Origin of the sequence: Rhizobium sp. AB2/73 (assembly GCF_020871915.1) — a bacterium.
GTDB lineage: Bacteria > Pseudomonadota > Alphaproteobacteria > Rhizobiales > Rhizobiaceae > Rhizobium > Rhizobium dioscoreae.
Genome location: NZ_CP067071.1, coordinates 1,824,339 through 1,838,105, shown reverse-complemented (window position 1 = coordinate 1,838,105; position 13,767 = coordinate 1,824,339). Strand labels below are relative to the sequence as shown.

10 protein-coding genes are annotated in these 13,767 nt (G+C 58.6%); 3 read left to right on the top strand and 7 right to left on the bottom strand.

Going from position 1 to position 13,767, the window contains the following annotated elements; translation table 11 throughout:
• Nucleotides 1-66: 66 nt before the first annotated feature.
• Nucleotides 67-1,953 carry a glycosyltransferase gene (locus I8E17_RS09155; protein ID WP_069613163.1) on the bottom strand — a complete coding sequence of 629 codons (1,887 nt, stop codon included), beginning with the start codon at nt 1,951-1,953 and terminating at the stop codon, nt 67-69.
• 375 nt (nt 1,954-2,328) lie between these two features.
• Here I8E17_RS09155 and I8E17_RS09150 point away from each other — a divergent pair, with 375 nt between their 5' ends.
• Both I8E17_RS09150 and glf read left to right on the top strand, forming a co-directional pair.
• On the top strand, nt 2,329-3,468 hold the full coding sequence (locus I8E17_RS09150; protein ID WP_069613162.1) for a DUF707 domain-containing protein: 1,140 nt from the start codon (nt 2,329-2,331) through the stop codon (nt 3,466-3,468).
• Nucleotides 3,469-3,594: 126 nt separating this feature from the next.
• Complete coding sequence (gene glf, locus I8E17_RS09145; RefSeq protein WP_069613161.1) at nt 3,595-4,770, top strand: UDP-galactopyranose mutase; 1,176 nt, start codon at nt 3,595-3,597, stop codon at nt 4,768-4,770.
• A 114-nt stretch (nt 4,771-4,884) separates the two neighbouring features.
• Here glf and bmt read toward each other — a convergent pair whose 3' ends face one another.
• The 5 genes from bmt to I8E17_RS09120 all read right to left on the bottom strand — a co-directional run bounded on the left by bmt (nt 4,885) and on the right by I8E17_RS09120 (nt 10,224).
• Complete coding sequence (gene bmt / locus I8E17_RS09140; RefSeq protein WP_069613160.1) at nt 4,885-5,898, bottom strand: betaine--homocysteine S-methyltransferase; 1,014 nt, start codon at nt 5,896-5,898, stop codon at nt 4,885-4,887.
• A 165-nt stretch (nt 5,899-6,063) separates the two neighbouring features.
• On the bottom strand, nt 6,064-7,116 hold the full coding sequence (locus tag I8E17_RS09135; RefSeq protein WP_069613159.1) for a glycine betaine/L-proline ABC transporter ATP-binding protein: 1,053 nt from the start codon (nt 7,114-7,116) through the stop codon (nt 6,064-6,066).
• The gene (locus I8E17_RS09130; protein WP_069613158.1) at nt 7,109-8,020 is read right to left on the bottom strand and encodes a proline/glycine betaine ABC transporter permease; all 912 of its coding nucleotides are present in this window, start codon (nt 8,018-8,020) and stop codon (nt 7,109-7,111) included. Before I8E17_RS09130 ends, I8E17_RS09135 begins: the two co-directional genes overlap by 8 nt.
• Before the next feature lie 247 nt (nt 8,021-8,267).
• Nucleotides 8,268-9,266 carry an ABC transporter substrate-binding protein gene (locus I8E17_RS09125; RefSeq protein ID WP_069613157.1) on the bottom strand — a complete coding sequence of 333 codons (999 nt, stop codon included), beginning with the start codon at nt 9,264-9,266 and terminating at the stop codon, nt 8,268-8,270.
• Between the two features lie 814 nt (nt 9,267-10,080).
• Complete coding sequence (locus I8E17_RS09120; RefSeq protein WP_092716115.1) at nt 10,081-10,224, bottom strand: hypothetical protein; 144 nt, start codon at nt 10,222-10,224, stop codon at nt 10,081-10,083.
• Between the two features lie 235 nt (nt 10,225-10,459).
• On the opposite strand from I8E17_RS09120, the gene I8E17_RS09115 reads away from it, so the two are divergent.
• Nucleotides 10,460-11,914, top strand: a complete 1,455-nt coding sequence (locus tag I8E17_RS09115) for a cobyric acid synthase (protein ID WP_069613156.1) — start codon at nt 10,460-10,462, stop codon at nt 11,912-11,914.
• Here the strand turns inward: I8E17_RS09115 and I8E17_RS09110 are convergent.
• Nucleotides 11,911-13,707 (bottom strand): chloride channel protein, encoded by a 1,797-nt coding sequence (locus I8E17_RS09110; RefSeq protein ID WP_069613155.1) that lies wholly within the window; start codon nt 13,705-13,707, stop codon nt 11,911-11,913. The genes I8E17_RS09115 and I8E17_RS09110 overlap by 4 nt on opposite strands.
• Between the last annotated feature and the right edge of the window lie 60 nt (nt 13,708-13,767).

Genomic DNA, 13,767 nt, shown 5'->3' with positions numbered 1-13,767 from the left:
TATTCGCAATAAAAAAGAGAGGCGCCGCGAAATGACCGCGGCGCCTCTCTTCCATTTCAGGCTGGTTCATCTGATGGCGTCGAGCTCGTTCAGATCCAGCGCGTTTTCGAATTCGTCGCGGCTGTAGATCGCAAAATCCGCTTCAGTCGATTCCTTGAACTTGTATGGGTTCTCCACGAGCTTCAGCAGGCTCCATTGCGGGAACCGGTTTGCGATGTCCGCCGTGAATTTGCGGTGCCGGACATGCGACGCGCCGCGAATATCCGGGCCGTCGAAATTGGAGGCGTAGATAATCACATAGCGCTGCGGCAGGGAGAAGAGCTGGTCGAGGTAATTGACGTAAATATTGTCGTCAACCAAATGGTAGAGGACGTCGAGCGACAAGGCGCAGTCATAGGCGTCCTCGTGCATTTCCCAGTCAAGCGACTGATCGCCCAGCCAGACGAAATTGTAGTTCGGCTTATCCCTGTACATCATCATCGTGCGTTCGATGACCGTCTTGGAGACGTCGAAGCCGGTATAGCGGTCGAACGAGAAGTATTTCAGCTGATTGCCGTCGCCGGAGCCCATCTCCGCGAAGGATTTCAGCCCTTTCTTCCGGGCGAAGCTATTTAGAAACTGTCCCTTGTATTTGGCGAGCACATCATAAGAGCCGGCACCCGAATTGCCGCCACTGCGGTAACGGCCTTCCCAATAGCCGGTGGAGTCAAAGGAAGGCGCAGCTTCCGATCGACGTATCGGCTGTTCCAGCGCTGTAACGGGGGCAAGTCGCTCCACAGATGGCGCCGGGATGGGCTGCGGCTGTGTCGGATAGGGCTGCTGCATCGGCTGCATCGCCACCTCGGCAACCGGCATGGCTTCGCGAACCTGCTGCACCGATATGGCCTGCGGAATAGGTGCGGGTTGCTGGGCCTGATGTGCGGCAGCCGGCCGCTGCGCCAACCAAAGCGGAACGGGCCGCTTCATATGCGAGCCGGCCTGCTGTTCCAGGGATGCCCAATTCAAGGTCTTGGGTGCTTCGGCTACCCGGTCGCCCATGACGATATCGAGTTCGCGCAGCTGCTTGGCGAGCGGGAATTTCTCGTGGACATATTGGGTCCATTGGTGGGTCTGACCGGCAATGATCTTTTCGACGGCCTCATCCACCGACGAGAAGCGGATTTCGTCGGGCCAGAATTCTTCCGCACCGGGATAATCATGGATCACCGGCAGGGCGCCGACAGCCATGGCTTCGGCGATGTTATAACCAAAGCTCTCGTGCACCGAGGTCGACAGTATCACGCCCTTGTCGGCGAGGAACGCCGGCATGTTGCGCTGCCAGCCATGGAAGAAGACGTTGCGGGTAAGGCCGAGCTTTTCCGTCGTGCGCTTCAGGTACGGCATCATGACGTACTCTTCCTGTTCGCCGGCCACATGCAGCGTGTAGGAAGGATCGCGCTTCACCAGCGAGTGCATGATTTGCAGGAACAGCGGCTGGTTCTTGCGCATGAAGGGCTTGGCGGCCCAGGCGATCTTCTTCTTGTCGAGCGAAGGGATCGGCTTGAACTTGTCGAGATTGAGGCCGTTCCACACGACGTGGGTACGGGTTTTCTGGGTGACCTGGGGTGCCCTGAGTTTCAGGACACGCAGCATGTCATGGGACACCAGAATCAGATCATCGATGGCGCCGAAATCGATACGATCGGGAAAATTCGATTCGACGATCTCGAAGCGATGCCAGCGCGCGATGACGCGCTTGCCGCGCCGCTTGATGTTTTGGTTGATCGCATGGACGAAGAGCTCGTTGCAGAATTCGAACCAGACGATATCGGCCCATTCCACAGCGGTCTCGATCTCCTTGATAGTCTTCGGCTGTATGGCCATGACTTCGTAGGTCTTCGACAGATGTTGGAATATGTCGCCGATGAAGCTATCGACTTCGATGATTATGGCCAGTTTTTTCTTCTGATGCATCTTCTGCTACCGTAAAAGAGACGAGTGGTTCTTAGTCTCGACCTGACGGACGACACGACCGACCTTCGTGTCCGCCGAGCACCGACGTTCTTGGCAATATTCTGAACGCGCGATTGTCCCCCGCACAGAAATCCCAGCCCCGAGATTATGCTGACCAACTTTCGCGAGGCTGGATTGCTCGAAATGCGTTCTGGGCGACGGTGTTCCCGGCGGCAGGCGGCCTTTGATTTCCTGCACAAGCTTCGCAAAAGGAATGGTGGCCAAAGTGCCGATCAAACGAGCTCGATCGCGAGCGAATCTCCGGGAGCCATGTCGTCTGACTGCTTTCCTCGGATCGGGCCGTTACCTGGGGTTCGGAATTAGGGAACAGTCCACATGTCATTGGCAGCGAACAGCTTGCATAAGCCCGCCTACGAAGTGCATCCGGCGAGCCAGATACAATGGTCCGATGCGCCGCCGCTGACCCAGGACATGTTGAACGGCACATTTTGGAGCCTTGGCGACGTCAACCGCGGGATATTCTCTCGCTTCATGGTTTTGGCGCCTGAGGGCATGATCGGCAATTATTTCGATCCCGCCGTCGATTTCTGGCATGTGATGGCCGGTCGGCTTTGCCTGATCGACAGAGATGGGCTGCCGTCGGTCATTTTCGATTCTGCCCATATCGAGGACGGCAATCTCATGGCATTGGCGGGCCGGGGCGTTATTGGAGGTGTCGATAGCACCTATCTGCTGGTGCCGGCCGATCACCCACCGCATCCGCTGTTTTCAACGCCCGTAGGTGTGGAGCGCAAGGCCAAGTTCCTCGTGCAGCCGCAGGAAGGGCTAAGGCGTCCCAATCTCGTTGTCGTGCCCGCTGGTTCGAAGTCGCTCCATCCGCGCTGGTTTGAAAAGATCGATGATGCCTCGCGCAACTGGGATCTCTGCATCGGCTATTATGGTGCCGAGACGCCGGAAGTTTCCGATAGCCCCTACGAATATCTGGCGCATCTGCCGAAGACCAAGAAGTTCAAGATCATCTACGACCTCTTCCATCAAGGCAGCCCGCTTTGGAATTATGAGCGAATCTGGCTGCCGGATGACGATCTGCTGTGCGACGGCGAGGACATTAACAGGATGTTCCACCTGTCGCACAAGCATGGTCTGGATCTGGCACAGCCGTCCCTCAAAAAGGGACCAGGCTCTTATCCCAATCATCCTTTGACGGTGCAGCGACCCAACAGCGTCGTGCGTTTCGAGGGTTTCGTCGAAATCATGTGCCCGGTCTTCTCGCGGCGTGCGCTGCAAATCTGCATCGAGTCCATGAAGGATGTCGAATCCGGATACGGTCTCGACCATCTTTGGCCGTCATTCCTCGGGCGGCCGGCGGCGCGCATGGCGATTATCGATGCCATTTCCGTCGCTCACACGCGGCCGCTAGGCGCGACCTACAACGTTAATGCAGCGGTGGAAGAACAGGCTGCACTCTTCAGGACGTATCAATATACGCCGCTGAAATATGCCGGCGTCTGGTAGCGTGCCTGGATTTTTCCAAATGCCGCCGACAGATTCGCGCCGCCGTCACCCTGATATATCCAATTCCGTTTGGCACCTTCGATTGCGGCCGCGACCGAGATTCGGTGGTAGCGAGAGTTTTAGAGCATGATTGATTTTTCCAAGACAGATTTATTGATCGTCGGTGCCGGCTTCTACGGCGCGACGATCGCGGAGCGGGTCGCGAACGAGCTCCAGAAGAACGTGCTTCTGATCGACCGGCGCAGCCATATCGGCGGCAATGCCTATAGCGAGTTCGACGGCGAGACCGGGATCGAGGTTCACCGCTATGGTGCGCATCTCTTCCATACACCGAACGAAGTGGTCTGGACCTATCTCAACAGATTTACCGCTTTCACCGACTATAAGCATCGCGTCTATTCGACCTACCGCGATCAGGTCTATTCAATGCCGATCAATCTCGGAACGATCTCGCAGTTCTTCAACCGGCGCCTTTCACCCGACCAGGCGAAGGCCCTGATTGCGGATCAGGCGGCGGAAATGGCCGGCCGCCATCCGGCCAATCTGGAAGAGAAGGCGATTTCGCTGATCGGCCGGCCCTTGTACGAGGCGTTCATCCGTGGCTATACGGCCAAGCAATGGCAGACGGATCCGCGCGACCTGCCCGAACATATCATCACGCGCCTGCCGGTCCGCTACACTTTCGATAACCGCTACTTCAACGACAAATATGAAGGCCTGCCGGTCGACGGTTATACCGCAATCTTCGAGAGGATGCTGAAGCATCCGAAAATCCAGATCGCCCTCGATGTCGATTTCTTTTCGTTGAAATCCTCGCTGCCGGCCGATCTGCCGATCGTCTATACCGGCCCGATCGATCGCTACTTCGATTATTCCGAGGGTGAGCTGGGCTGGCGTACCATCGACTTCGAGAAGGAGACGCTGAATACCGGCGATTTCCAGGGGATGGCGGTCATGAATTATGCCGACGAGACGACCCCTTACACCCGTATCCTGGAATTTCGCCACTTCAATCCCGAGCGAAGCTATCAGATCGAAAAGACGGTCATTGTGCGGGAATATTCACGATCGGCGAAGCGCGTCGATGAACCCTATTATCCAATCGACACGCGTCAAGACAAGGAGATCTTCCTGCGCTATCGCGCGCGCGCCGAGGCAGAGGTGAATGTGCATTTCGGTGGGCGACTCGGCACCTACCGTTATCTCGATATGCACCAGGCGATCGGCGCGGCGTTGAAGGCGTTCGATAGCCGCATTGTCCCGCATTTCATCGAGGGGCGCGCTATCGGTGGTGAGAAATAGAGGCTGCAGGCGCCGGCTCACTTTCGGCATACTTTGAAGACGCGGCCGAGCGAAGATCCCTGTGGAAGCACTTGAATGAAAAAAGAAAGCCCGGCAACCGGGCTTTCTTTTTCCTTAGGATCGTCTGCGACGTTCGCGAGCCGGGGCCGCGCCGCCTTCGTTGGCGGTCTTGTTGCGCAGGGGACCGATCCGTTCAATGATCGTTTCCAGCGTCGGGCGAGGGCCGGCTACGTAGCTGTCCAGCGCCTCCCGCATGGCGGCGAGATGGCCGCAGGAGGTGCCGCAGCAGCCGCCGATGATCTTGGCGCCGGCATCGCGGGCAAGGCGGGCATAATCGGCCATCAGCGGCGGCGTACCGGAATAATGGATTTCGGCACCGCGATATTCGGGAATGCCGCAATTGCCCTTGACGATGACGATCGCGGAAGCGTCCGCCTCGGTCATATCGAGAAGGCTGGAGAGGATGTCGGAAGCGCCGACACCGCAATTGGCACCGACCGCGAGCGGCCCTTCGCCGATATCGGTGGCGACGGCATGAATGTCCTTCGGATGCAGGCCCATCATGGTCTTGCCGGCCGTGTCGAACGAGCCGGTATAGGTATAGGGCAGGCCGACCTTGGCGGCGGCTTCTGCTGCAGCCCGGATTTCTTCCGGCGATGACATGGTTTCGATCCAGGCGACATCGGCACCACCCGCCTGCAGGCCTTCCATCTGCTCGACGAAAGCGGCGACGGCGTCTTCATAGGTCAGGGCGCCTAGCGGCATCAGCAGTTCGCCTGTCGGTCCGACGGAGCCGCCGACAATGACCTTGCGGTCGGCGTTGTCGGCAACGGCGCGGGCGATCTCGGCGGCCGTCTTGTTGAGGCTATGCACGCGATCCTGCGCATGATGGAGCTTCAGGCGATGGCGGGTGCCGCCGAAGGTGTTGGTGAGGATGATGTCGGCGCCGGCATCGACGAAATCCTGATGCAGCTTCGTGATCCGGTCCGGGTGCTGTTCGTTCCAGAGCTCGGGTGCTTCACCGGCCTCAAGGCCCATCGCGAAGAGGTTGGTGCCGGTTGCGCCGTCGGCAAGCAGTACGCCCTTTTCGGCAAGGAGATCAGTCAAGGGATTGGTGGCGACGGTCATGGTGCGTCCTCGGATACGTAGGATGTTCGGATATCAAATGCAGATATAAACATTTCTTTATGTGAAGACAACGACAAGATCGCTACCCATATGTCGACACGGCCATGGCGGCAGAAAAAAGCGCCCCGGTGAGGGCGCTCGATCGTTTGGGATGAAGATGAGCCGCTAGGCTGCCGCCATCTGTGCCGTCTCGTGCGATGTCGGCGTGACCATGGCGGCGATGATGCTTTGCAGATCGATCGTGCCGATGGGCTTGCCGCCCGCATCCATGACGACGGCTCCGGTTTGGCCCGCCTCGGTGATCTGCTTGGCGGCTATTTCCAGCGTCATGTCGCCGGGTACACGTGCGCCGCCCGGCTCGCCGGCAAGCGGCTTCATGATCGTCTGGGCTTGGATGACGCGACCGCGGTTCACCTCCTTCACGAAGGCCGTGATATAGTCGTCGGCCGGCTGCAGCACGATCTCCTGGCCGGTGCCCTGCTGCACGACCTTGCCGTCGCGCAGGATCGCGATCTTGTCGCCAAGGCGCAGCGCCTCGTCGAGATCGTGGGTAATGAAGACGACGGTCTTCTTCAGCTCCTTCTGCAGATCGAGGAGGACGGTCTGCATGTCGACGCGGATCAACGGATCGAGCGCTGAATAAGCCTCGTCCATCAAAAGGATATCTGCATCGTTCGTCAGTGCGCGGGCAAGTCCGACGCGCTGCTGCATGCCGCCGGAAAGCTGGTTCGGAAAGTGCCTTTCGAAGCCCTTGAGCCCGACGCGCTCGATCCAGTACTGGCCCTTCTTCTCGCTCTCGGAGCGCGGCACGCCCTGGATATCCAGGCCGTAGACCGTGTTCTCGATGACGGTGCGGTGCGGCAGCAGCGCGAATTTCTGGAACACCATCGCCGTTTTGTGGCGGCGGAATTCGCGCAGGTCGTTTTCGCTCATCTTGCAGACGTCAACGCCGTCATAGAGCACTTCGCCGACCGTCGGCTCGATCAGCCGGTTGATATGGCGGATCAGCGTCGACTTGCCCGAGCCGGAGAGGCCCATGACGACGGTGATGGCGCCGGCCGGCATGTCGATGTTGATATCCTGCAGGCCGAGCACATGGCCATGCGTTTCATTGAGCTCGGCCTTGCCCAGGCCGTTCTTGACCTGATCGATATAATCGCGTCCGCGAGGACCGAAAATCTTGTAGAGGCTTTTGATCTGGATCGCGTGACTAGCCATGGATGACCTCCGAGTGCTTCTGGAGCCTTCTGCCGTAGGCCTGGCTCGTACGGTCGAAAATGATGGCAATGGCAACCAGCGCGAAACCGTTGAGGAAGCCGACGGTGAAGAACTGGTTGTTGATCGCCTGCAGCGTGTTCTTGCCGAGACCGCCGACCCCAACCATGGAGGCGACGACGACCATGGCCAGCGACATCATGATGGTCTGATTGATGCCGGCCATGATGGTGGGCAGCGCGAGCGGGATCTGTACGTTGAAGAGTTTCTGGCGGTGCGATGAGCCAAAAGCGTCGGCGGCTTCCAGCACCTCCTTGTCCACGAGGCGGATGCCGAGATTGGTGAGGCGAATCATCGGCGGAACGGCGTAGATGACGACGGCGATGAGGCCCGGCACCTTGCCGATGCCGAAGATGACGACGACCGGAATGAGATAGACGAAGCTCGGCATGGTCTGCATGACGTCGAGGATCGGATTGACGATCGACTGCAGCCGGTCCGAGCGCGCCATCAGGATGCCGATCGGCAGGCCGATGACGATGGCGATGAGCGTACAGACGGTAACCATGGCAAGCGTGACCATCGTGTCGGTCCAGAGGCCGAAGATGCCGATGAGGATCATGGAGATCGCTGTGCCGGCAACGATTCTAAGGTTGCGGCTTGCCGCATAGACCACGAGCATCATCACGATGAGCACGATGAACCATGGCGTGTTGGTGAAAGCCCATTCGAGATAGTTCAGAAACCATTGCAGCGGTTGCACGATGGCATCGATGAGCGTGCCGTAGGCGCGTACCGACGCCCTGAAGCCGTCATCGATATTCTTGCGTGCGAGACGGATGATCGACTCGTCTATTGCCGGAAAGTTGCAGAGCACATTCGGCAGGATCGTACACTGGATAGCCATGTATTTCCCCTTCTTAGTCCGGTTTTGTCCCGCTCCGCCCGTGTGGCCTTCACGCGTGGATGGCTTGCAGCGCTGCGACCGGTTCTTCAGGCTGCCCCTGCATTCTTACTATATTCGCCACCATCAATCTGCACTCGTTGCGACCTTGCGCCATGTCACTCTGTCGGTATGAGGGGCATTCGGGTTGCACTGTGCGAATGTAAAATCGGCGGCAAACACAAGGCCGCCGCCGATTCCGCAGCATGGATTAGAGCGAAGCCTTGATCTTGGTGGCGACGTCCGGAGCAACCCACTTGGTCCACATGTCGGGGTATGTCTTGAGGAAGTACTTGGCGCCGTCCTCGTTCGTGCCCTGATTGTCGGTCATCCAGGCGAGAACCTTGCCAACCGTGGCATTATCCCATTTGCGGGTCTTCATATAGTCCATGGCAATGCCGGCCTTGGCCGCAAAGTCCTTGGTGACGACGGTGTAGACATCCGAAACCGGATAGGAGTTCACCTTCGGATTGGCGCAGTCCTGTTGCGACGTGCAGGCATCCCATTCCTTCTTGTCGTGCGGCACGTTAAAGCTCAGACGAACCATGTCGTACTTGCCGAGGATCGCGGTCGGCGCCCAGTAGTAGCCGAGCCAGCCGGTCTTCTTTTCGAAGGCGTTGGCGATCGAACCGTCCAAACCTGCCGCCGAGCCGGTGTCGACGAGAGTAAAGCCAAGCTTGTCGGCGCCGAGAGCCTTGTAAAGGTTGGTCGTGGAGATCTGGCAGTTCCAGCCTGCCGGGCAGTCATAGACGGCGCCCTTGGATGGATCTTCCGGGGCAGGGAAAAGTTCAGGATGCTTCAGCGCGTCCTGCACGGTCTTGATGTCGGGATGCGCGTCGGCGACGAACTTCGGAATCCACCAGCCTTCAACGCCGCCATCGCTCAAAAGCGGTGCAGCCACGATCAGACGGCCTTCCGATACGGCCTTGTCGAGCGCGGTGCGCACGGCATTGACCCAAAGCTCGGGCGCAACGTCAGGCTGACCTTTTTCGTTCATGGAGGTAAAGGTCGGCTGCGTGTCGCCGGTCACCAGAGTGACGTTACAGCCATAACCGTTTTGCAGTATGATCTTGTCGACCTGGGCGGCAACGCCTGCCGATGCCCAGTTCATTTCAGCGATGGATACGCTGCCGCAGTCTGCGGCCTGCGCCGAGCCAGCCAAAGCATAGGCGCCGAATGCAAAAATGGCTGAAGCGAGAAGCTTCTTCATTGATATCGTCTCCCAATTTTTCGTTACGTTGCGGAAATCGACTCCAAACGCGTTCGATTTCTGTCGATCCCCTGTCAGCGCGGTCTAATTGCAACCGTTCATACGCCGCTGACGACGCCCGTACGGTCCCCTTTGCTGCCGTCGTGCATTTGGTCTTTTTGCGACCGCGGAACTCTGTCGCGGCCGGGCATTCTGTGCATCGACGTTGAGCAGCGTAAGGATTTGAATGAAGAAATCAACAGCCCGTCGGGCGATGGACGTTATCGTGCCTCTTGGAGAAGCTTAAATAAGCGCCTGAATTAGCCTGTTTTCTGCCATTCGTGGCTGCAAAACGTCCATTACACGGCTTCCTCAAAGCTCTGCTGCTCAGACGGATTTGAATGGCGCTTAAATATCGCGTCCCTGAAAGACGTTTTATATCTTATTTGCGCCGTTTACGCTTTCTCAACGCAAAGCGGAAAATTTTCAAAAAATTTTCGGATTCACTCTAATTTAAGCACTTAATAACCCTCCAGTAACGATGTCCATTTATCAATCGATGCGTGGCGGGGGACAAACCGCTGCTTCCCTGGATCAGGTATTGCGTACCGGGGAAAGCGAACCTTGCGGTGTATGTGCAGGGAAGCCGGCGTTTTTGGCAAACCGCGTCGATCTCCGGATCGCGCGGTTTTCGCGCTTTAGAGGGTGCCTTTACGAGACAGTTTGATCTGCCACGAAGCGGCACCCGTTCCGATGTCGATAACGATCAAAAATAAAGCCGCCGATGCTGTCGCATGGCGGCTTTCATGTATCGGGTCGGCGGATTGACGCGCTCTCAGCCGACATTATAGGTGCGGATGAAGCCGATCGTGCCGAAGCGCGTGTCGAGCTGCTGCAGGCGGCTCTCCGGTCGGCGAACCGGGAGCTTGCCATTCCAGGCGATCTGAATGGAATTCTGTCTGTTGAAGATGAAGAGCATTGGGGTATCCTCCGACCCGGACCGGCCGGTTTCGTTGTGTGTTTTCGCGATGGAGATAATCCTCTTCTGCCTAACTCACAATGGATGAAATCGTCATCCAATGTCGCAAACAGAGCATGTTTGAGGGTGATGCATTTTTGTATCGTGGTCGCTCTTTCCGGAGGCCCGGGATCGCGGCAGAATCAAGGCGGAATCTAGCGTTTTCAGTGGCTGTGGCGCATCGAGGTGGTGGGGAATGACAAGAGCGATCATGCTGCAGGGAACCGGCTCCGATGTCGGAAAAACGGTATTGGTCGCAGGACTATGCCGGCTGTTCGCAAACAGAGGCGTGAGGGTGCGCCCGTTCAAGCCGCAGAATATGTCGAACAATGCCGCCGTTGCCGAGGATGGCGGCGAGATCGGGCGCGCCCAATGGCTACAGTCGCTGGCGGCGCGGGTGCCATCATCGGTTCACATGAATCCGGTGCTGTTGAAGCCGCAATCGGAAACCGGCAGCCAGATCATCGTGCAGGGCAAGGTTTGGGGCCATGCCAAGGGCAGGGACTATCAGGCGCTGAAGCCGCAGCTGCTTGGAGCCGTACTCGAAAGCTTCGCTACGATGCGGGCAGGAACCGATCTCGTTGTCGTCGAGGGAGCGGGTTCTCCTGCCGAGATCAATCTTCGGCGCGGCGATATCGCCAATATGGGCTTTGCGACACGCGCCAATGTCCCCGTCGTGCTGGTCGGTGACATAGACCGCGGCGGCGTAATCGCCTCACTGGTCGGCACGTATCATATATTGCCGGAGGAAGACCGGCGGATGATCCGCGGCTATCTGATCAACAAGTTCCGTGGCGATGTCTCCTTGTTCGGTGAGGGCATAGAGGCCATCGGCGGCTTCACAGGCTGGCAATGCCATGGCGTCGTGCCGTGGCTGAAAGCGGCGGCGCGTCTGCCGGCGGAGGATTCCGTTGTGCTGGAGCGGCTTGCTCGTGGCTCGTCCGGCGCGCTCAAGGTCGCCGTGCCGGTGCTGTCGCGGATTGCCAATTTCGACGATCTTGACCCGCTGCGAGCCGAGCCCGATGTCGATCTGGTTTTCGTTCGCGCTGGGGAGCGTTTGCCTGCGGATGCGGGGCTTGTGATATTGCCAGGCTCCAAGTCCACGATCGGTGACCTTCTTGATCTGCGCGAGCAGGGATGGGACCGGGATATAGGCGCGCATGTGCGCCGAGGCGGCCGTGTTATCGGTATTTGCGGCGGTTATCAGATGCTCGGCCATACCGTTTACGATCCGCTCGGTATCGAGGGATCGATGACCGAGACGCCCGGATTGGGTCTTTTGGATATCGAGACGGAAATGGCTCCGGAAAAGACGGTACGGAATAGCACTGCCGTTTCCAGGGAATATGATGTGCCGCTATCGGGCTATGAAATCCATCTTGGCGTGACGCGGGGGCCGGACTGCGAACGGCCATCAACGATGATCGATGGGCGGCCCGATGGAGCCGTATCGCCGGATGGCCGCGTCATGGGCACATACCTGCATGGTCTTTTCGGCAGCGACGCTTACCGGGCGAAGCTGCTGGCAAGCTTCGGTCTTTCCGGCGAGCGCATGAACTATCGCGCCAGCGTCGATGCAGCGCTGGACGAGGTTGCGGCAGAGCTGGAAAGTGTACTCGATCCCGCCTGGCTCGACGGTCTGGTCGCCTAAAGTTCCCCCGACACTTCCCGCCGCCGGCGGTCGAGTTCTTCGCTGTAGCGGCGCAGCGTATAGCTCTCCGTCAGCAGACCGATGACCTTGCGTTCGATCAGGTCGTTGACCACGACGAGCGCTTCGCTCTTCGTCTGCTCGAACATCGCGGCTGCCTGCTTGGCGTTCATTTGCGGCTGCAGGAACTCGTTGCGCAGCCGGATGAAATCGGAAAGGCCGTGCTCCTCGTCGTCTTTTTCGATCGGGCTCGCATAGACATCGGGCACGAGAACCATTCCGGAATATTTCTCGTTCTTGTCGATCAGGATGACACGCTGCGCCGAGCCGATCGGAAAATTCTTGCGGAATTCCTCGATGCTCATGTCGATGCTGCCCGTGTGCACGTCGGGGCGCATCATGCGGGCGACAGTGAGGTTGCGAATCCAGCCGACATCGTGAGCGCTACGGATGCTCTCGCCACGCAAATGGAAGCGCCATGTGGCGAAGGAGTAGCCGAAGGTCGTGCGCACCACGAGGGACGAGGTGATGACGGCCGCCAGAACCAGGGCGGTGATCGGGAAATCCCCGGTGATTTCAAGCGCCAGGAAGGTCATGGTCAGCGGGCCGCCGATGATGGCAACGGCCAGCGAGCTCATGCCGACGACGGCATAGACGACCGGCGTCAGCGTGGCATGATCGAGATAGGGTGCACAATAGGCGAAGATCTTGCCGAGCAGCGCGCCCATGAACAGCGAAGCGAAGAAGAGGCCGCCTCTGAAGCCGGAGCCGATCGATATTGCGGAGGCGAGCGATTTCAGCAGAAATAGACCCAGCAAGGCGCCCAGCGTCACGTCCGTAGACAGATTGAGATGCAGCGCGCCATGGCCGGCAGACAGGACCTGCGGCGAAATCAGCGCCAGTGTTCCGACGACAAGCCCGCCAAGCGCCGGCCGGAAAGGCGGCGCGATGGAACTCTTGCGTGCCAGTTCCTCGACCCAGGCGACGCCCTGCATGATCAGGATGCCGATACCGGCGCAGAAGGCACCGAGCAGGATAGCAGGGAGATAATCCGCCGGGACGATCGCCCCGAAATGATCGATATCGATGGCGAAGTCATCGCCGGCAAGCAATCTTGCGATCATTGTGGATATCAGCGCCGAGACGACGACGGGTGTCAGGGTGACGATCGAATAACTGCCGATGATCAGCTCGAAGGCGTAGAAGGCACCGGTCAGCGGCGCATTGAAAGCGGCTGCAATGGCGCCGGCCGCGCCGCAGCCGACGAGCATGCGCAGATCCGCGCGGCGCATCTGCATCTTATAGCCGAATTTGGAGGCAATGCCCGCGGCGAGCTGCGTGTAACCTGCTTCAAGCCCGACGGACGCGCCGAATCCATTGGAGATCAGGTTCTGCACGGCGACGATGATGCTGTCGGTAAGCGACATGCGGCCGCCATGCAGCGCATTGGCTTCGATCGGGTCGACCATCGGCTTTTTGCGCGTGCGCGACAATACGTAAAGGAGAATGCCGAGAATGATGCCGCCGGCGATCGGCGCGATGAACAATACCGATTTGTCGGGAATCGCCATCGCCGCCGAACTCAAGCGTTCGTAGTCTGTTATGCCGTAGATGACGCTGTGAAGCTTGCGCGAGATATAGCTCATCGCGGTGACGGCACAGCCGGACGCTATTCCCACCAGCGCGCCGGCAAAAACAAGTCCCAGCTCGCCACGGCGCAGCAATGCCCTGAAGCGACCGAGATCGAATAGGACCGAGAAGACGCCGAGACGTCGCGGTTGGAATTTCTGCAGCATGGAAGCGGACGATACGTTTTTGCTGGAATGTGAGGGCTTACCCTCTATAAACTCCTAACA